Here is an 18,744-nt window from a genome sequence, read left to right on the forward strand (position 1 = left end):
TTCATGACCGAGCAACTTACTGATTACGATAGTCCTTGGAAAGAAGTCATTGAGCTATATTTTCCCCGCTTTTTAGAGTTCTTTTTCACCCAAGCTTATGCCGAAATCGACTGGACGCGACCTTATGAATTTCTGGACACAGAACTGCAACAGCTAGAACCGGATGCAGAAATTGGGCGGCGTTTGGTCGATAAAGTCGCAAAAGTTTGGCTACTGGATGGAGAAGAAGCTTGGGTATTGGTTCATGTGGAAGTCCAAGGGCAATATGACAGCCAATTTGCCGAACGGATGTACACATATAATTACCGCTTGTTTGACCGCCATAAAAAGCGAGTCATTAGTTTAGCAGTGTTAGCGGATGAACAAGCGAATTGGCGACCTTCCAGCTACAGCTATCAACTGGGCGGATGTCGCGTCAGCTTAGAGTTTCCTGTGGCGAAACTGTTGGACTATGAGCAAAGGTGGGAAACCTTAGAGCAAACTACCAACCCCTTTGGTGTAATTGTGATGGCGCATCTCAAGACCAAAGCAACGCAACGAAACCCACAAAATCGGCTACAGTGGAAACTAAGCCTAGTCAGACGGCTGTATGAACGGGGATATAGCCGGGAAGATATTCGGGAACTATTTCGGTTTATCGACTGGATAATGGTTTTGCCAAAAGAGTTGGCGCTTAGTTTTAAAACAGAAGTTAGAAGTTACGAGGAGGCAGATAGAATGCGGTACGTAACTAGTATTGAAAGGCTAGCAAAAGAAGAAGGAATTGTCGAAACTGCTAGAGAAAGCATCATTACAGTCCTAGAAACGCGATTTGGAGAAGTGCCAAGCTCCATTGTCGAAGTTATCAATAAGATAGAAGAACCATCTGTGCTAAAAATGCTTTTCAAAAATGCGATCGCAATTCCTTCCACAGCAGAATTCCAGCAAGTTTTAGATAATCTCGCTTCTAGAGAATGAGCGAATCGCCTACTTTCTGGTGAAAGTGCGATCGCAGCTACCTCAATAACCTTTGTTTCTCAATTGAAGTTAAAATCTTTCGCTTTTTATATCTCGGAGACTAATACCATAAAATTCCTGAGCTTGTTTAATCGCTCGCTTAGTATCATCTCCCATAATACCGTTCAATTTACCTTTATAAAAACCCCGCTCCCGTAGTCGCGTTTGGATTTCTAGGGTATTAAATTCGCTTTTGCTAGCAGTATTAACTGAGCTATATAACTTAGCTCTAGTAGTTGGGCCAGCAACGCCACTTGCTGCTAAGAAATTAGCTGCTTGGAATCTCCTTACAGCATCGGCAGTATAGGGGCCATAGTAACCATTTGGCTCTCCCTCTAAATATCCTGCCTGCATTAATTGTTCTTGAAGTAGTCTAACTGGCTCACCGCGATCGCCTACACGAAGTTTATCTCGATTGACTACCTTTTTGGGAGCCTCTTCTCCATCACCAATGCCAACTCCCGGCAATTTATCTAATGTTGCTCGGTTCGCAATTCCATCAACGCTTAATTTATAAGCATCTTGGAACCGCTTGACAGCTTCTTCGGTAATTGGGCCAAATATCCCTGTGGCGTTCCCGTAATAAAAGCCTGCAACTCTTAACCGTTCTTGCAAAACCCTGACATTTTCACCTTCATCTCCTTTTCTTAGAAAATCTTTGGAAAGATTAGAAGTGGAACTATTAGTTTGTATTATATCTATATAATCATTATTTATATAATCACTAATAGTTTTAATAGAAATAATCTTAGCATTGATACCTAAAACTTTTAATTTATTGACCCTCTGTTCAGCCTCAATTTTCTTATCAAAGCTTCCAGCAAAGATTAGCCTTTGTATTTGGTTAAACCATAAAAAGGCTGCTGGTTCTACCTTTGTGACTTGTTCTAGAACTGAAGACCTATCACTATTGACTATAACTAGGTAAATTGGGCGATTTCTATTTGATGGCTGCTTAAATATCCTTTTAAAGCTGTCATCGGAATTATCTTCCTCTTGAGCTTCACCAGATGTTATTTTGCTCAATAATTTTCCCGCTGTATTGCTAAGGACTTTTAGTTTTTTCTGCTCCTTAAATATCCCTTCTTGCAAAACTCTTTTTTGATTAATAACGGCTTTAAATTGCTTAACTACTTGTGTTAATTCTGTTGTTTTTTTGTGAAAATCTACATTGAGATTTTTTAGACGAACCTGCATATAGTCAAAATATTTTTGCTTGTCTTTAAGTTTTGAGTTTGCAGCAGCCTCTTTTGTACTTATAGTTTGAAGTTGATCCTGTATATATTGATTATATTTTTTAAGATTTGTCTGTTCAGTCCTTGCTTCTTTAAGAGCTTTCTGTGTATGTTGAAGGTCTTTTTGTGATTGTTGCTGTTTATTTTCTAGCTTCTTCTGCTCATACTGTACTTGTTCCAAAGCCTTATTTGATTTCTCAAAAGCTTTACTGGACTTATCTGCCTTTAATCCTACCGTTATTGCCACAAATGAGATAAGAGCCAGTCCAGCAAACCCTACACGAATCGTCTGCTTAGTCTTTTTTTGCGTTTCAGTTAACCTTTGATTCGCCTTTTTCTCTTGCTGTAGAGCTGATTCTGCTTTTCGTTGTGCCTCAGCTAAAATCTGCTTTGCTTGCTTTTCCGCATCCAATGCAATTTGCACTTCTTGCCTATCTAACTGCTGGCTAGCAGTTAAAAATTGATAATCGTGATCGCCCAAACTTTTGCTTCCTGCCCATATCTGGGCATCCCGCAATGCTTGCCCCCGTAACAGACGCGATTCATCCTGGCAATTAGAAACTAACCATGCTGATAATGTTTCTGCATAGGGACGCAGATCAGCTAATGCTTTATCAACCCAGATTTGATTAAAAACAGATTCGTAAATGCGGCTATAAATTCTTAACTTTCCCTGCTGCTTAACTACCAACCCTGACAACCGTAGTTCCATTTGTTCGGGACTGTTATCATCGGCAACTTCTCTTTGTTGTAAAATTTGCTGATATAGGCCCAGTCGCCGTCCCGCGTGTTGCTCATCCCTGAGAATACGATCGCGTATCGTCCTTAAATGCTCCGGTTCGTCTTGTGATTCCCAATTTTCGATGATGCGCGATTGCACCAATTCCCCAACCCCTGCTGCTTCAATTTCAGTAAAGATGAGTTGACAAAGCTTTTGAGTAAGAAATGGTTGTCCACCCGTCCAAACCAAAACCTCTCTTAGCACTGCTTGGGGATTGCTAACTTTTCCCACTAATCCTTGGGCTAATGATTCGGCTTCATTCAATTGGAAACCGTTGAGTTCAATTGCTCTACCAATATTAAATGGTGTGCGGTTTTTATCTTGAATCAAGTCGGAGGGAGTGGCCACTCCCAACAGCGTGAAGGTAAGACGCCTATATTGTGGTTTGTCAGCACGCTGGTTATAGCAATCTCGAATTAACGCAAAAAAGTCGTCAGTCGAAAAGTTCAGACTGAGAACGCTATCGATTTCATCTATAAAAATCACAATGGGTTGAGAAACTTCAACCAGCAAAACTTCCTCAATAAACTCACTCAGCCTATGTACTGGAGAAAGATGATCGTGATCGCGCCACCAATTCCGTAAATTAAACTTTCCTGAAAGCTCAAAACTACTCACTAAAATACGCACTACACCTGCATACCACTGATTTGGCGTCAGGTACTGGCTACCAATCTTCGTCAAGTCGATCACCGCACAGGCAATGTCTTCATTTTGCAGTCGTTGCATTGTTTGCACTCGCAAACTAGACTTGCCCATCTGCCGTGAATTTAAAACATAACAAAATTCTCTAGTCTTCAACGCTTCATACAAATCTGTATCTGCTTGTCGCAATACATAACTAGGAGCATCAGCTGGCAGACTGCCACCGACTTGATATTCATAAGCTGGGTTTTGTTCTATGTTCATCAGCTAACTCTCAGGCGATCGCAAAAATATTGACGATACAAATCACAACGCGGCTTTACATCATTTCCTTGCTGTTGTAATAAGCCCATACTGAGTAATTTAAAGCATTGTATCGAATCCAACCGAACTGGGCTAGTATTGGCAACTACCTTTTTGATAGCAGCAGCTAATTCCGGGCGCTGTTCTAAATTCCACAAATGCCGACGTAAATGATCGCTATAAGGGCCAGCTTCTGTGGGGGCTGTTTGCAAAAGCAGATTGAGCGTAGTATCCTGCTTGGCAATGTGATAAAGTGCCACTCGTACAAGATAGGGATGTCCTCCCACCATTGTCATTAGTTGTTCAACTTGGGTAAAACTCCAATTGAGTCCATGTCTTTGTGCCAAATCTAGAACCTGTTGGGCGTTAAACTCTGGTAACTCAATCGGCAAGCCTACATTAAACGGCGATTGATTGATATTCATTGGAATATAAACTTCTGTGGAATGCACTACTACCAACCGCAGTTTTTTCCAAATATCCCGGTTTTTAGCATCTTCATGCCAAGCACGTAACAGCCCAAAAAAGTCTGCGGCAATTTCGGGATGTTGAAATATACGATCAACTTCATCCAATCCCAATGCTAGGGGTTGATTGATTTCTGGTAACAAATATTCCTCGAAATAAGCGGTGCAATTGTCTTTACTGCCAAAAATCACATCCCAGTAATCTGCTAACTTGTTGGGTAGCCTCAACCTCCTTCCGACACTGGCACAAAACCACTGAAGGAACTTATCCAAATCTGCAAAAACCTTTCCATCTGCTAATTGAAAGCTCAAAGGCACGGTTAGATAATCTTGTTGTGACGCTTGATGAAGAATCCGCGCCATGAGTGAAGTTTTACCCATCTGCCGGGGCGCTTTGATCCGAATCAAAGATCCTGGCTTCAAAATTGCCTCGTAGCAGCGAGATTCGATGGGAGGGCGATCAATATAAAACGCCGAAGCCAAATCCACCTGCCCTTCAGGCAATTCTGGTTCTGCCACTGGCACAGGCGGTGAAAGAGTCAGAGGGTGGAGGGGTGATGAAGGGAAAGAATAACTACTTTCTTCTCTCCCCATCTCCCCATTTGCCAATCTTTTTGTATCTCCATCTGTCAGTAAACTAAAAATTTCCTGTAAAATTCTGGGAGTATCGACAGGTGAATTCCACTCTCGCTGCTGAACCTGTTGTAAATAGCCCCGCAAATCATAGTTCAGTGGCTTACTCCAAGGGAAGTTAACGCGAATAGGCAAAATCACTGGCTTATAATGATTACTGCCATCCCGTAACTCTTTAGCCTGTCTCACCTCTTCTGTCACCATCTCGCTAGTTGCCGATCGCTCAGACAACAGCAACAAAAAGTAATCACATAGTTTTAATTCTTCATCAATGCGCTGGGGCCATTTTTCTCCCAAGCGAATACTCTCACCTGCCATAAATGCTTCGTGCCCAGCAGCTTTAAGAGCTTCATAAAAATTATGGGCAAGGCTCAAATCTGGATCTTGACTGCGATAGCTGATGAAAAATCTGGCATTTTTGCTGGCTGCTGGCAAAGTTGGCATAGTCGAATCAATATCCAGAAATTTTGACAAATTTGACTATAATTTTCTTGCAATGTACAGCATCAAAGCTGATTTTTACTTTGTTTTACAGGTAAATCGTCAGTAGCCAATATCTGACCTACTGATATATCTATTTACTAAACTGATACTAAAATCGTGTCGCTATCCTCTGTATTCAGTTCTATAAATTTACGAGCCATAATTCAATTAGCTTGTGGCTATCTGCTAAAAAGGTAAGTGAAGTAGTTTTTAAAACACATTTATATAAATTTCTTGGTCAACAATTTTTCTTCGGAAGAAGTTTATCTAAAGGGAATACCTACAAAACTATACCAATAAACCAGTTTTCCTAAAAATTTACTTTTACCCCGTACCTTGCATCTATATGACTTCACAATCTTCTCGCTCTGACAAAATTCTGGTTGTTGATGACTCTCCTGATAACGTGTTTTTGATCAAAACTATTTTGGAGGAAGAAGGTTACACAGTTAGCACCGCAGAAAATGGGATTTCGGCTTTGGCAGAATTGAAAGCTTCTCCTTGTGACTTGGTTCTACTGGATCTGATGATGCCAGGTATGGATGGGTACGAAGTCACAAAGCATATTCGCGGTGAGATGAAATTGCCGCAATATATCCCCATATTGCTGATAACTGCCCACGATGCGCCAAACGTCGCCCACGGTTTAGACTTGGGGGCTGATGATTTTATCCGCAAACCTGTAACAGTAGATGAATTGCTGGCACGAGTGCGATCGCTCTTACGTTTGAAGCATAGTATGGATGAACGTGATGAAATTGCCCGTCAGCGAGAAGATTTTGTCTCCCGCCTCACCCACGATTTACGCACTCCCTTGGTAGCCGCCGATCGCATGTTGATGCTATTTCAGCAAGGCGCGTTGGGAACATTATCAACGCAAATGCAGGAAGTAATCGCCATCATGGCCCGTAGCAATATCAACCTGCTTTCTATGGTCAATACCTTACTGGAAGTTTATCGCTTTGAAGCAGGTCGCAAAAGTTTGGCATTTCAACCAGTCAATCTGAGACAACTGCTAGAAGAAGTAATGGGAGAATTATCACCTCTAGCCCAAGAGAAAGCACTCTCCCTAAATTTGGACTTTACTGAAGAGTCAAACACAGTGATGGGCGATCGCTTAGAACTGCATCGTCTATTCACCAATCTCATAGGCAATGCGATCAAATTTACCAACTCTGGCTCTATTACTATTCGTTTTACTTCTCAACGCCAGTTCGACAACAGTAGTCAATCTCAGTTATCTGGAAAATCCAATTCTGGTGACTACATTAGAATTGAGATAGCGGATACTGGCCCAGGTATTCCCACTGAAGAACAAGCCACCATATTTGAACGATTTCGCCAAGGCAGTCACAAAACTTCTGGTAGTGGCTTAGGATTGTACCTTGCTCGTCGAATTGTCGAGGCACATCAAGGCATAATTCTCCTTAATTCTGAGTTAGGTAAAGGTAGTGTGTTTATTGTGCTTCTACCCAGCAAAACAGAAGAAACTTAGTAATTATAAATTATGAATTGTAGAGTTATTTATCCTGAGAATTCATAATTTATAACCTTACTAATATTTACTTGATAACTTAAATAAAATATTCCAATTAGAAAATGAAACAATAAAAATATGCTGATCTAGCAGCAATATTATTAAATAAACAGTTTTTTATCGGACAAGCAAATGATTACCACTGAATTATCTAACGTTGGCGAAATTATCCAGAATCAGCGAGAGTTTTTTCAAACTGGCAAAACAAAAGATGTCACTTTTCGGATTGAACAACTTAAAACTCTCAAGCAAGCAATAATTGAGCATGAACAAGCAATAGTTGAGGCATTACAAGCGGATTTACATAAACCAGAAGTGGAGACTTACCTTACAGAAATAAGTGTAATTAAAGAAATTGATTACGCTATAAAACATCTTCAAAACTGGAGTAAGCCCAAAAAAGCAGCCGTTTCTTGGGATTTCTTTTCATACTCAGCAAAAATTTATCCAGAGCCGTTAGGGGTTGTGTTAATTATCGGCCCTTGGAACTATCCATTTCAGTTAATTATCTCACCTTTAATAGGTGCGATCGCAGCTGGGAATTGTGCAATTCTCAAACCTTCAGAAATTGCTTCTCATACGTCTGATATTGTTGCTAAGATTATTGCCAAATATTTTGACCCTGCTTATATTGCAGTGGTTGAAGGAGGCGTGGAAGCCAGTCAAAAACTACTTGCAGAAAAGTTTGACCATATCTTTTTTACTGGTGGCACAGCCGTCGGCAAAATCATTATGGCAGCAGCGGCAAAACATCTCACACCAGTGACTTTAGAATTGGGCGGTAAAAGTCCTTGTATCGTAGATACTGACATTAAACTTGAACACACTGTTAGACGAATTACTTGGGGTAAATTTATTAATGCTGGACAAACTTGTATCGCTCCCGACTATCTTTTAGTTAATAAAAAAATCAAAAAAGATTTAATAGATGGTCTGGCAAAATCCTTAAAAGAATTTTATGGCGATAATCCTGTAAACAGTCCTGATTATGCCAGGATTATCAGTGAAAAACACTTTGATAGATTGGTTAATTTTCTCAAAGACGGTGAAGTTATCATTGGTGGAGAAAATCAACCTTCAGAGCATTATATCGCCCCCACAGTGATTGATAATGTCTCTTTGGAAGATCCTGTAATGCAGGAAGAAATTTTTGGCCCTATTCTACCAATCATTGAATATACTGACATTGCAGAAGCGATCGCCTTGATTAACTCTAGACCCAAGCCCTTGGCGTTATACTTATTTTCTCAAGACAAAAACCTGCAAAAGCGGGTTTTGCAGGAAACTTCCTCTGGTGGAGTCTGCATTAACGACACAGTGATGCAGGTTGGTGTCCCGTCTTTACCATTTGGTGGAGTAGGAGATAGCGGTATTGGCAACTATCACGGTAAAGCTAGTTTTGACACCTTTTCTCATAAGAAAAGTGTATTGAAAAACTCTTTCTGGCTAGATTTAAAATGGCGATACGCTCCTTATCAGGGCAAATTGCCACTCATAAAGAAACTTCTGGGTTAAAAAAATTTATGAGTTAGGAGTGAGGAATAAAAATCTACAACTCCTAACTCTTGTACAGACGCGATTAATCGCGTCTCTCCTAAAACCCAAAAGCGTTGCTGTAACGCTCCTCAGCCCAGGGTTCACCACGGCGATGGTAGCCATTGCGCTCCCAAAAACCAAGTTCTTCACCAGGTAAAAATTCTAAACCATTAATCCACTTAGCACTTTTCCAAGCGTAGAGGTGGGGAACAACTAGCCGCATCGGGCCACCGTGTTCAGTTGAAAGGTCTTCACCAAAAACTTTAAAGGCAAAGAAGTTTTCTTCGCGGATGAAATCTTCTACAGAGATATTGGTAGTGTAGCCACCATAGCAGTGTTCCATAATGTAGGCTGCCTTGGGGTCTAACTCAACCAGACCCATAAAATCTGTAACTTTAATGCCAGTCCATTTGACATCGAGTTTAGACCAGCGCGTTACACAGTGGAAGTCTGCTGTGAATTCGTGTTGAGGTAGCGCCATAAAGTCTGACCAACTAAAGGTAGCAGGTTTTGCTAAACCCCAAACTTTAAACTCCCATTCCTCAGTGCTGACTTGGGGAGTTGCACCGTAAGTTAATACGGGGAAACCTTTAGCTAAGTGTTGACCAGGAGGAACGCGATCGCTTTCTTCCTTCCCTGGTTTCTGAAAAAATTTTCCTAGCATAGTTGGAGAAAACTTATTTTTCTCAAGGTATTTACAAGTTTCTTTGTGGAGTTGCCAACAGCACCAGATGTTTTACTTTTTATAAGAAGAATTCAGAACTCAGGAGTCAGAATTCAGTATGAGTTCTGTACGAGTGGGTGACGAATATTGCTGAAAAGTGAGTGTTTAGTGGGCGAAAAAATTAAAATATTCTCGCCTTAAAACTCTATCTTTTTATGGGTAGAGTATTCTGAATTCTGAATTCTGACTCCTATTTTATAGGATGACTTAATCATTACTTGTGAATGATAGGTAATGGGTAATGGATGTTCCCAATTACTCACTACCAATTTTTTTNGTTCTAATGAGCTTATGTAGAGTGTTTATGATTCATAATTCAATCAGGAAAGCTAAGAAAAAGCATTTATCCAGGAGTGAGAAGTTTCATTGGCAAAGNTCACCAATCAAATCTATCGGTGCTGTTCATGCTTTTCCTGACTGGGAAATTATGATTCTTCTTCCTCTTCTTCAGCAGTTGGATATACAAATGTCGAACGTCCAGTCAAAATCGACTTGCCCAGAGAGAGGGCTTTCTGAGCTTCAACGACAGCTTTGTGTCTCCAGGTAGCTCGACGTTTATCTCGTTTTGATTTTGAAGTTTTCTTCTTAGGAACAGCCATGTCAGCAGATATCGCGATTCTTGACAACCTTCTTATTCTAGGCCATCCACTGACGCCAAAGACAACAGTTGAGTCAGGAATAAGTTAAGAAGTTCCAAATCAAGGAACCTTGGCTTGGAACTTCTCTCTGTATCTAGCCCAATCCGTCATTTTGGGGTTGACACACTACTAGCTGCTGGAACTGAATTAGAGGTATTTTCAAAGAAAAGTAGCGATCGCGCAGTTTTAAAGTAAGTTGCCCAATTTTGAGCATCAGGACGCGATCGCCATTGAGGACGACTGACATCTAATGTCAAGACTGGTGCGATCGCTCCATAATTTTGTACTGACACAATGATGGAAACATCTGTCACCAAGATATCTTGGTCGAAGCTCCTTTGAGCCGCTGCCCTAGCGACCGCTTCCGCTCTTCTGAGAACGGTTTCATAGTTTTCTTCCGGCAGACGGTCAATAGCTAGATCGACTCTAGCGGTGTAAGCTCGCACAACCTGGGGTGCGATCGCTTCCATCAAAAACCACGCAGGAACAGTAGATATGAGCAAAACTACTAAAGGAATTATCCGGATTCTTCTGGCAATTTGGCTAATAACTGAAAAGGGAGCGAGCGATGATGGTAGGTGAGCAGAAATTTTGCTCATGACCTTCTATCTCCTTAGTAATGATCTGTTATTGAAATTAGGTAAAGGTATTTTCCGGCTAATTAACGTAATAAAAATTACATTCTAACTTAAGATTCAATCAGAATCACCTAGACTATAAGACATAGGTTAGCTTTGTTTTTTTAGCAAAGCCAACCGCAATTTTAAGACCAGCAAACAACAATAACTGACAAAGAGCGGGATGGCAAATTACTGGGCGATCGCGATTGGTATCAATCAATATCAGTTATTTCAACCTTTAAGTTGTGCCCAAGCAGATGCTGAGGCACTAGAAGATTTTTTGGTGACAGAGGCAGGTTTTCTCCCCAAGCACTGTCTAGTGATGACAGATACTTCGCCGCCGATTGGGGATAGATCGACTTATCCGACGAAGGAGAATATTTTGCTGCTGCTTGAAGATTTGGCAGCAACAAGTTGGCAACCGGAAGACTATCTGTGGTTATTCTTTAGCGGTTATGGAGTTAATTACAAGGGCAAAGATTACTTAATGCCCGCAGAGGGCAACCCGGAACTGGTGCAAGAGACCGGCATAGAATTGCGATCGCTAATGCAAAGCCTGCAACTTGCCGATCTGAATGTATTGCTACTACTTGATATCAACCGCGCTTTTGGCACTCAAGCGGATGCCCCCGTTGGCGAAGAAACAATAGAACTAGCCCAAGAACTACAACTGGCAACAATTCTTTCTTGCCAACCAGAGCAATTTTCCCATGAGAGTAGCGAACTAGGTCACGGATTCTTTACAGCAGCTTTATTAGAAGCTTTACGTTCTGGTAATGGCAGCAACTTGGCAGATTTAGAAAGCTACCTAAGCCTGATCGTGCCAAAATTATGTCACCATCACTGGCGTCCTATCCAAAATCCTGCCACTATCATCCCATCAAGGCAGCAAGTAATCTTGCCAGAATTGGCAGTGGAAAGCGACTTTCAAGCAGAACCGGTGATTTATCCTGAAGAATCTTTTGCTATTGCCCTTGCAGCTCCTCCCCTCGATGATTCCGCTAGAACTTCAGTAGATCGGGGCAGACGGGGAGAAGTTAGTGTGAACCCCTCCCAACAGGTGAAAGGTAAAAAAGTCCAGGAGTCAGGTAGCAGATTAGTTGCCCAGCCAATGGCGGAAACTTCCTTGGGAGTGAATACTAGAGGAAGATTTATCCCCAATTCCTCTAAAGGTTACGTCTCTCGATTGCCAGCGAATCAGCCAAGCATCCCTTTTTGGAAACAGTTTATCTTGTGGGGCGGAGGCAGCTTGCTGGTAGCAGGTTTAATCGCCGTAGTTTTTCTGCGTAATCAAGAAACTTTTAGAATTAAGCAAATATCAAGTGCATCACCCAATGCTACTGTTAGCGATCGCCAGGTTGTCGAAAATTTACCAAGCGATGTCTACGACGGCACTCCACCAGTTAGACTTAGCAACCAATCTAGCGCTCAAATAGCCTCTAGTTCCCAGTCAAAAAAGCGGAATCAAGCAGTATTAGACCTGGCGAAAATGTCGCTCAGACAAACTCAGGCTAGCGATTTGAGCATGGCGATCGCTACAGCCCGAAAAATTAAACCTGGTGAACCACTGTACGAACAAGCTCAAGAGAATATTAAGATTTGGAGCCAGATGATTTTAGATTTAGCAGAAGGTCGTGCTAAACAAAGACAGTATGCCAGCGCTATTGCTGCGGCTCGATTAATCACCAAAGATGAAGCCCCCTACGCCAAAGCACAAGCAGCAATTAACCTGTGGCGGCTAGAGGGCAAGCAGTATGTGAGTAACAAAACTCTTTTAGATGCAGCTAATGCCTTAATTAAGTCTGGACAGGCATCCACCTACAATCGGGCGATCGAAGTTGCCAAGAAAGTACCACCCGGACAACCAGGCTTTGATAGTGCCCAAAAGTCTATCAATAAATGGAGTGAGAAAATTTTAGACCTGGCTAAGAGTCGCGCTGCCGAAGGAGATCGTAGTGCAGCAATTGCAACTGCTGCGTTAGTGCCAGAGGAGACAGGCGCTTACGAAGATGCTCAAGATGCCATTCAAAAATGGCAAAATAAATAGTAAAAAAATAATAAAAAATGGTTAGGAGTTAGGAATTAGGAGTTATATTATTGATCCCCGACCTGTTACTCCTGACTCCTAACTTTTACCTCAGCGCTTATATCTCAGTATTAGCAGTACTGCGATACATCTTCGCCACACTCGTCGGCTAGATAGCACAACGCTCGGAAACGTAAACCAACCACTTCTTCATATAAGGGGTTGAGCTTGCACATGGGTGGGATGTGAAACAGGGTTTTCCCAAATAATTTGACATCGCGCTCAAAGGGGCACTGAGATGGGATCAGTTTGCACAAACGATGAGCTAGTTGGCGATCGCGGACTTGAATGTTTTCTACTCGCTGCCGTAAGGGTTGGAGAATATCCCAGTAAGGCTTGGAAACAGAATGGTTTAGCTGGGTTCCTTTATGGTCACTAGTCTCTGCTTGATTGATTGATACCCAGCTAGCCAGAAAAATCTTTTTGGTGGTATTGTCGAATACCTTCATGGTTAACCCTCTGTGTTATTGAGGCTATTCACCTTTTTGATGAATATATACAACGTGGCAACGAACTTTCCCGGAAAAATCGCGTTCTGACTGCGATATAATGTAATACCTGATTAGCCACTTAAGTCAGAACCTAATTTATTACTACGTCAAGTTAATCGCAAATTTCTGGGGATCGGTAGTGTAATATTACGATCTTGTTCATAACTTGACACAGTTTAAATTTTAATAAAGACATCCATCATTGGATAGGTTTTAGTGTAACATTTACAGAACTTAATATAAGGTCTTTTTGAAAGTATTTTTGCTAAGTATAAACATCAGTAATATCCTAGAAGGCTTTTTTCCTCTCCGTGTTCCCACTTTCTCACGTAAGTGTGACTTGTTCATCGCTGGCTGAATACCGTAAAAGTAGTGATTTCTGATTGAGTATAATAGATAGCATTTCATAAAACTTAGGTTGGCAGCACGGTTTGAGAATGATACAGTCTGAAGCGTTAAAATCAGATGAACTTGCTTATGGGTGTTTCCGTACTCTACAGAGCAATCCATCCTGGCAGTACGCTGTACGCACGCCTTCAGTGACAGCAATCTAACAAGTGAGATCGCCTCCAAGAACTATAGATAATTTCTATACCCATTACAAAAGAAAGCGCAAAGACGTTCAGAAAAATTCTGTGTCTTTGCGCCAATCGAAATTTGAGCGGTGAAAGCCACTGCTCAAACTTCTCTCTGTATGAGATTTTTACCTGAAATTTTCTATGATGCTACCTGAGCAGCAGTCCGAGTCCGCCGTCTTCTCCCGTCAGCAACTTTTACAGGTGGCTCATCAGGAATTTGCATCAACAAAGTTACAGATGGCTGACACTGTAATTCCCGACGGATGGAACGTTGCAATTCTCGTTCTAAAGTACCTTGCAATCCACCCCAGTCTATATCTGCTGCTTCTCCCTGCTCAGGAGCAAATTCTGTCCAGCGCACAGAGAGGATTTCTTCAATGCGTTGTTTTACCCAGGTTTGTAAGAGCGATCGCTCTACACTTGTAACTACACCCCGGAGGTGAGTTTCTGGTTTTGCCAACAGTTTACCATTCCAATCAATGGCAGCTGCGATCGTGATAATCCCTTCGGAAGCCATGCGTTGCCGTTCTTGCAGCACTTTCGCACTTACCATACCCGAACTAGTAGTATCTACCAATTCAATACCAGATGGCACTTTACCAGCGACGCGAATGGCATCTTCTGTCAGTTCGACAATATCACCATTCTGAATAATGATCATATTTTCTGCGGGAATGCCCATACTCTGAGCCGTTTCTGCGTGCTTCACTAGCATCCGATGTTCGCCGTGGAATGGTACAAAGAATTTGGGTCGAGTTAAGGCAATCATCAGTTTTTGTTCTTCCTGACAGCCGTGACCGGAGACGTGAATGCCTTTATCCCGACCATAGACTACTTTCGCACCTTGAATCATTAATTTATCAATGGTGTTGACTACAGCGATCGTATTTCCGGGAATTGGGTTAGCAGAGAATACTACCGTATCTCCTTGACGAATTTTAATGTGAGGATGTTCTTTGTTAGCAATGCGGGTCATTGCAGCCATCAATTCACCCTGAGAACCTGTAGTTAAAATCAGTACTCTTTCATCGGGTAGATTGCGGACGGCGTGCAATGGTTGCAGCAGATTATCTTCACACTTGATATAACCTAAATTCCGGGCATGAGCAATCAAGTTCAGCATGGAACGCCCGACAACTGTCACTACACGGTTCTGCTTCTTCGCAATATCCAAAATCATGTTGATGCGATGGACGCTAGAAGCAAAGGTCGTGACAAATAATCGCCCAGGTGCTTGACTAAATACTCTCTCCAGATTGGGATAAACTGAACGTTCGGAAGGTGTAAATCCTGGCACTTCCGCGTTAGTGGAATCGCTCAGTAAACAAAGAACGCCTTTTTCCCCATGTTCTGCTAGGCGTTGCAAGTCAAACTTTTCACCATCCACTGGGGTATGGTCAATTTTAAAATCCCCTGTGTGAATGACAACACCCAGGGGAGTATGAATGGCAACAGTAAAACTATCAGCAATGGAGTGGGTATTACGGATATATTCAACTAAAAAGTTTTTGCCAATCCGCACCACATCACGTGGTAGAACTGTTCTAATTTCCGTGCGATCGCGGACTCCTGCTTCTTCTAATTTACCCTCTAGCATTGCCATTGCTAGTCTGGAGCCATAAATCACTGGGATATCAAATTGCTTGAGATGAAAGGCAATCCCACCAATATGATCTTCATGACCATGAGTAACGATCATCCCTTTAATTTTGTGGCGATTTTCCCGCAGATAGGTCGTATCTGGTAAGACAATATTTACCCCATGCATCGCCTCTGTGGGAAAAGCCAATCCTGCATCTAACAGGATTATTTCATCGTCATACTCAAAAAGACAGGTATTTTTACCAATTTCATGCAAACCGCCCAAAGGAATAATTTTCAAGGCGGAATTATTAGCTTCGTTTTTAGCCATTTTCTCCTTAGATTGTTACTTGTGGTTAATTAAGTTGATAGTTAACGAACTTGTATTTAAGACAACATCATCTGTCTCTTAAGCCAGTCCCAAAGCAATCAAGTTTTAATTGAAGATTTCAATTTTTTATTCAATAAAATCAACTGTAAGACTCAAGGATTCATAGTATATCTATCAGTCCTAGCACAGGTTTTTTAATTGCAACTTATGAACAATTATGATCGTTGTTTATATGTATCTTTGACAAGGAGGAGACTACCAGCATTTAAATAAGTTGGTGGTTAAATTAAACTAAGTTCTTTCAGAACCGCTTCTAATTTTTGACTGACTTCTAAATCAGCTTCACATAGCGGCGGACGAGTTGAACCAACCTCCCAACCTTGAAGTTGCAGTGCTTTTTTCACTGGAATGGGATTTGAAGTGAGAAATAGAGCTTTAAACAACGGAAATAGTTGGAGATGAATGTCGCTTGCTACCTCAATTTTTCCCGCACTAAAAGCTTGGATCATCTGCTGTAGTTGGTTTCCTACCAGATGAGAAGCCACACTTACTACACCCTTTGCCCCGATCGCTAACAAGGGCAAAGTCATGTAATCATCACCAGAATAGATGTGGAATTCTTTTGGTGTCAAGCGACGAATAACGCTAGCCTGATCTATATTACCAGTGGATTCTTTAATCCCGACAATATTGCTAACCTCAGCTAACCGGGCAACTGTTTCTGGCTGAAGGTTTTGTCCGGTACGACCAGGGACATTATATAACAACAACGGTAAGTCGGGACAGGCTTGTGCTATTGCCTTAAAGTGCGCTTCCAATCCCGCTTGCGGCGGTTTGTTGTAATAAGGAACAACTTGTAAGGAACCATGTACTCCTATCTTAGACGCTTTTTGGGTGGCTGCGATCGCTTCTTTGGTTGAATTCGATCCACAACCTGCGATTACCTTGGCTTTTCCGGCCACGGACTGCAATACCTCGACAAACAACTGGTATTCTTCATCCCAACTTAGCGTCGGGGATTCTCCGGTTGTGCCGCACATCACCAATGTATCTGTACCGTTGTTAGCTAGATGTGCCGCCAGTTCTGCCGCTACATCATAGTTGACACTACCATCTGCTTTAAATGGCGTAATCATAGCGGTTAAAACATTACCAAAATCTCCCACCCTTTTTTCACTCCTGATTACCCATGTTTTTATATCTTGGTGGTTCTCTATTGTAATAACCTATCTGCAAATTGCTTTCAAGTGTCATTAGTCATTTGTTATTTGTCCTTTGTCACTTTACTAATGACCAATGACCAATACTTCTCTACGAGAGGCTACGCCAACGACTACGCCCAGTACAAGTGACTAATGACTAATAGCTAATGGTTTGAGTAGATTTTTCTCTACTAATAACTCGGCGATTTGTACTGCATTCAATGCTGCGCCTTTGCGAATTTGGTCGCCACATAACCATAATTCCAAGCCACAAGGATGAGAAATATCCTGGCGAATCCTTCCCACTAAAACTTCATCTCGACCTATTGCTTCAATTGGCATCGGAAAATGATTCGTTCCCCAATCTTCTACCAATTTAACTCCAGGGGAGGAATTTAAAATTTCTCTGGCTTCCTTCGCACTAAAGGGAGTCTCAAATTCTAAATTAATGGCTTCTGAGTGGGCGCGGAGTACGGGAACCCGTATACAGGTCGCAGTGATTCTGATTTGCTGCGTACCAAATATTTTTCGGGTTTCGTTGACCATTTTCATTTCTTCCTCACAATAACCCGAATCGTTTAATGGGGAGTTATGCGGGAATAAATTAAATGCCAATGGGTAAGGCAATATTTCGGCAATCGGTGGCTGTCCTTGTAGTATAGCGCTTGTTTGGGTTTTGACTTCTGCCATTGCTCTAGCACCCGCACCACTAGCCGATTGGTAGGTTGCAGCGACAATGCGCTGCACTGGTTTAACTTTATGCAATGGCCAGACTGCCACAGCCATTAAAATCGTTGTGCAGTTGGGGTTAGCAATAATGCCTTGGTGATGCGCTGCGGCTTGGGGATTCACCTCTGGCACTACTAAGGGAACTTCCGGGTTCATCCGAAAGGCACTGGAGTTGTCAATTACCACTGCGCCCTTTTCTACGGCAATTGCTGCCCAAGTTTTGGATGTCGAACCACCTGCACTAGCTAGTACTATATCGACATTTTCAAAGGCGCGATCGCTCACTGCCTCTATTGGTATATTTTCACCTTTAAACCGCAGCGATCGCCCGACACTCCGCTCTGATGCCAATAACTTCAAGTCAGCAACCGGAAAATTACGGCTTTCTAATAATTCCAGCAACTCTGTGCCTACTGCACCAGTCGCTCCCAAAATAGCTAAACGATAGGATTTCGACAAACTTGCTTCCTCCTTTAAGAGACTTATCTGCAATTTCTTGGAACAATTGACAATNNNGTTATATTTAAATAGCGATCGCGGTCTGGAAATACATTTTTAATAGGTTTAGATTTTTCTTTAATTTAATATATCTTTATATATTTAATACATTTTTTTAATTAAGTTAAGTGATGTTGCATTTTAAAATAACGGCGATTTTTTCATTGATTTACTATAACTATATATTATACAATAAACGGCTATTTATCATAAAAAGGGAGATATCTGCATTTAGGGGTTTAACAAGCATCCTTTCTGTAAAGAAACAAATATATTAGCTACAAACTTGCGACTAAGATGATGAATATATTACTAAATGCAAAAAGCCAGCACAACGTAAAACTGAGTTATGTGGTTAAGTAACAGATGCACTCTCCTACCACACATAACTTAATAATAGCTAGATAATACCTAGACTTAATACTATAACTTTAATCTGGGGTACTAACCACTCTTTGAGACCAGGATATCACGGCGTTAGCCCACTGAATAATTAATTCCCAAATTTTAGAGTGAGTCGGGAATGAAGAGGCGAATAGGATATTAGGTTACAGGGTAGAGTTACAGATTTTTTCCCTATCACCTGTCATCTCCCCCTAATCCCAATGCTCCATTAACCAAATTGTTATGAAGGTAAAATGTCAAGTCCT

General features: G+C 41.6%; 13 protein-coding genes. 4 read left to right on the forward strand and 9 right to left on the reverse strand.

Annotated elements, in window-relative coordinates; genetic code table 11:
• Positions 1 to 3: 3 nt before the first annotated feature.
• Entirely contained in the window at positions 4 to 957 is a 954-nt protein-coding gene (locus tag QUD05_RS15955; RefSeq protein ID WP_289796914.1) for an RpnC/YadD family protein, read from the forward strand.
• Between the two features lie 69 nt (positions 958 to 1,026).
• Here QUD05_RS15955 and QUD05_RS15960 read toward each other — a convergent pair whose 3' ends face one another.
• Both QUD05_RS15960 and QUD05_RS15965 read right to left on the reverse strand, forming a co-directional pair.
• Complete coding sequence (locus tag QUD05_RS15960; protein WP_289796915.1) at positions 1,027 to 3,921, reverse strand: peptidoglycan-binding protein; 2,895 nt, start codon at positions 3,919 to 3,921, stop codon at positions 1,027 to 1,029.
• Complete coding sequence (locus QUD05_RS15965) at positions 3,921 to 5,504, reverse strand: AAA-like domain-containing protein (protein WP_289799983.1); 1,584 nt, start codon at positions 5,502 to 5,504, stop codon at positions 3,921 to 3,923. Before QUD05_RS15965 ends, QUD05_RS15960 begins: the two co-directional genes overlap by 1 nt.
• Before the next feature lie 385 nt (positions 5,505 to 5,889).
• Between QUD05_RS15965 and QUD05_RS15970 the strand changes: the two genes are divergently transcribed.
• Both QUD05_RS15970 and QUD05_RS15975 read left to right on the forward strand, forming a co-directional pair.
• The gene (locus tag QUD05_RS15970; protein WP_289796916.1) at positions 5,890 to 7,038 is read left to right on the forward strand and encodes a hybrid sensor histidine kinase/response regulator; all 1,149 of its coding nucleotides are present in this window, start codon (positions 5,890 to 5,892) and stop codon (positions 7,036 to 7,038) included.
• 174 nt (positions 7,039 to 7,212) lie between these two features.
• A complete protein-coding gene (locus tag QUD05_RS15975; RefSeq protein ID WP_289796917.1) occupies positions 7,213 to 8,595 on the forward strand; it encodes an aldehyde dehydrogenase in 1,383 nt (460 codons plus the stop codon).
• A gap of 79 nt (positions 8,596 to 8,674) precedes the next feature.
• Here QUD05_RS15975 and QUD05_RS15980 read toward each other — a convergent pair whose 3' ends face one another.
• The 3 genes from QUD05_RS15980 to QUD05_RS15990 all read right to left on the reverse strand — a co-directional run bounded on the left by QUD05_RS15980 (position 8,675) and on the right by QUD05_RS15990 (position 10,577).
• Positions 8,675 to 9,280 carry a sulfite oxidase-like oxidoreductase gene (locus QUD05_RS15980; protein WP_289796918.1) on the reverse strand — a complete coding sequence of 202 codons (606 nt, stop codon included), beginning with the start codon at positions 9,278 to 9,280 and terminating at the stop codon, positions 8,675 to 8,677.
• 485 nt (positions 9,281 to 9,765) lie between these two features.
• A complete protein-coding gene (gene rpmF / locus QUD05_RS15985; RefSeq protein ID WP_012407602.1) occupies positions 9,766 to 9,939 on the reverse strand; it encodes a 50S ribosomal protein L32 in 174 nt (57 codons plus the stop codon).
• Positions 9,940 to 10,085: 146 nt separating this feature from the next.
• On the reverse strand, positions 10,086 to 10,577 hold the full coding sequence (locus QUD05_RS15990) for a hypothetical protein (RefSeq protein ID WP_289796919.1): 492 nt from the start codon (positions 10,575 to 10,577) through the stop codon (positions 10,086 to 10,088).
• Between the two features lie 202 nt (positions 10,578 to 10,779).
• On the opposite strand from QUD05_RS15990, the gene QUD05_RS15995 reads away from it, so the two are divergent.
• Positions 10,780 to 12,645, forward strand: coding sequence for a caspase family protein (locus tag QUD05_RS15995; protein ID WP_289796920.1), 1,866 nt, complete (start codon positions 10,780 to 10,782; stop codon positions 12,643 to 12,645).
• Between the two features lie 110 nt (positions 12,646 to 12,755).
• Here QUD05_RS15995 and QUD05_RS16000 read toward each other — a convergent pair whose 3' ends face one another.
• From QUD05_RS16000 to QUD05_RS16015, 4 genes are all read right to left on the reverse strand, one after another.
• Positions 12,756 to 13,133, reverse strand: coding sequence for a Mo-dependent nitrogenase C-terminal domain-containing protein (locus QUD05_RS16000; RefSeq protein ID WP_289796921.1), 378 nt, complete (start codon positions 13,131 to 13,133; stop codon positions 12,756 to 12,758).
• Between the two features lie 759 nt (positions 13,134 to 13,892).
• Entirely contained in the window at positions 13,893 to 15,665 is a 1,773-nt protein-coding gene (locus QUD05_RS16005) for a ribonuclease J (RefSeq protein ID WP_289796922.1), read from the reverse strand.
• A gap of 281 nt (positions 15,666 to 15,946) precedes the next feature.
• A complete protein-coding gene (dapA, locus tag QUD05_RS16010) occupies positions 15,947 to 16,831 on the reverse strand; it encodes a 4-hydroxy-tetrahydrodipicolinate synthase (protein ID WP_289796923.1) in 885 nt (294 codons plus the stop codon).
• Positions 16,832 to 17,017: 186 nt separating this feature from the next.
• A complete protein-coding gene (locus QUD05_RS16015; protein ID WP_289796924.1) occupies positions 17,018 to 18,055 on the reverse strand; it encodes an aspartate-semialdehyde dehydrogenase in 1,038 nt (345 codons plus the stop codon).
• Positions 18,056 to 18,744: the final 689 nt, after the last annotated feature.

This window comes from Nostoc sp. GT001, assembly GCF_030382115.1.
GTDB lineage: Bacteria > Cyanobacteriota > Cyanobacteriia > Cyanobacteriales > Nostocaceae > Nostoc.

Bases quoted from the DNA above. Each gene is read 5' to 3' on its own strand.
- QUD05_RS15955 (WP_289796914.1), top strand. From the start codon at position 4: ATGACCGAGCAACTTACTGATTACGATAGTCCTTGGAAAGAAGTCATT.
- QUD05_RS15960 (WP_289796915.1), bottom strand. From the start codon at position 3,921: ATGAACATAGAACAAAACCCAGCTTATGAATATCAAGTCGGTGGCAGT.
- QUD05_RS15965 (WP_289799983.1), bottom strand. From the start codon at position 5,504: ATGCCAACTTTGCCAGCAGCCAGCAAAAATGCCAGATTTTTCATCAGC.
- QUD05_RS15970 (WP_289796916.1), top strand. From the start codon at position 5,890: ATGACTTCACAATCTTCTCGCTCTGACAAAATTCTGGTTGTTGATGAC.
- QUD05_RS15975 (WP_289796917.1), top strand. From the start codon at position 7,213: ATGATTACCACTGAATTATCTAACGTTGGCGAAATTATCCAGAATCAG.
- QUD05_RS15980 (WP_289796918.1), bottom strand. From the start codon at position 9,280: ATGCTAGGAAAATTTTTTCAGAAACCAGGGAAGGAAGAAAGCGATCGC.
- rpmF (WP_012407602.1), bottom strand. From the start codon at position 9,939: ATGGCTGTTCCTAAGAAGAAAACTTCAAAATCAAAACGAGATAAACGT.
- QUD05_RS15990 (WP_289796919.1), bottom strand. From the start codon at position 10,577: ATGAGCAAAATTTCTGCTCACCTACCATCATCGCTCGCTCCCTTTTCA.
- QUD05_RS15995 (WP_289796920.1), top strand. From the start codon at position 10,780: ATGGCAAATTACTGGGCGATCGCGATTGGTATCAATCAATATCAGTTA.
- QUD05_RS16000 (WP_289796921.1), bottom strand. From the start codon at position 13,133: ATGAAGGTATTCGACAATACCACCAAAAAGATTTTTCTGGCTAGCTGG.
- QUD05_RS16005 (WP_289796922.1), bottom strand. From the start codon at position 15,665: ATGGCTAAAAACGAAGCTAATAATTCCGCCTTGAAAATTATTCCTTTG.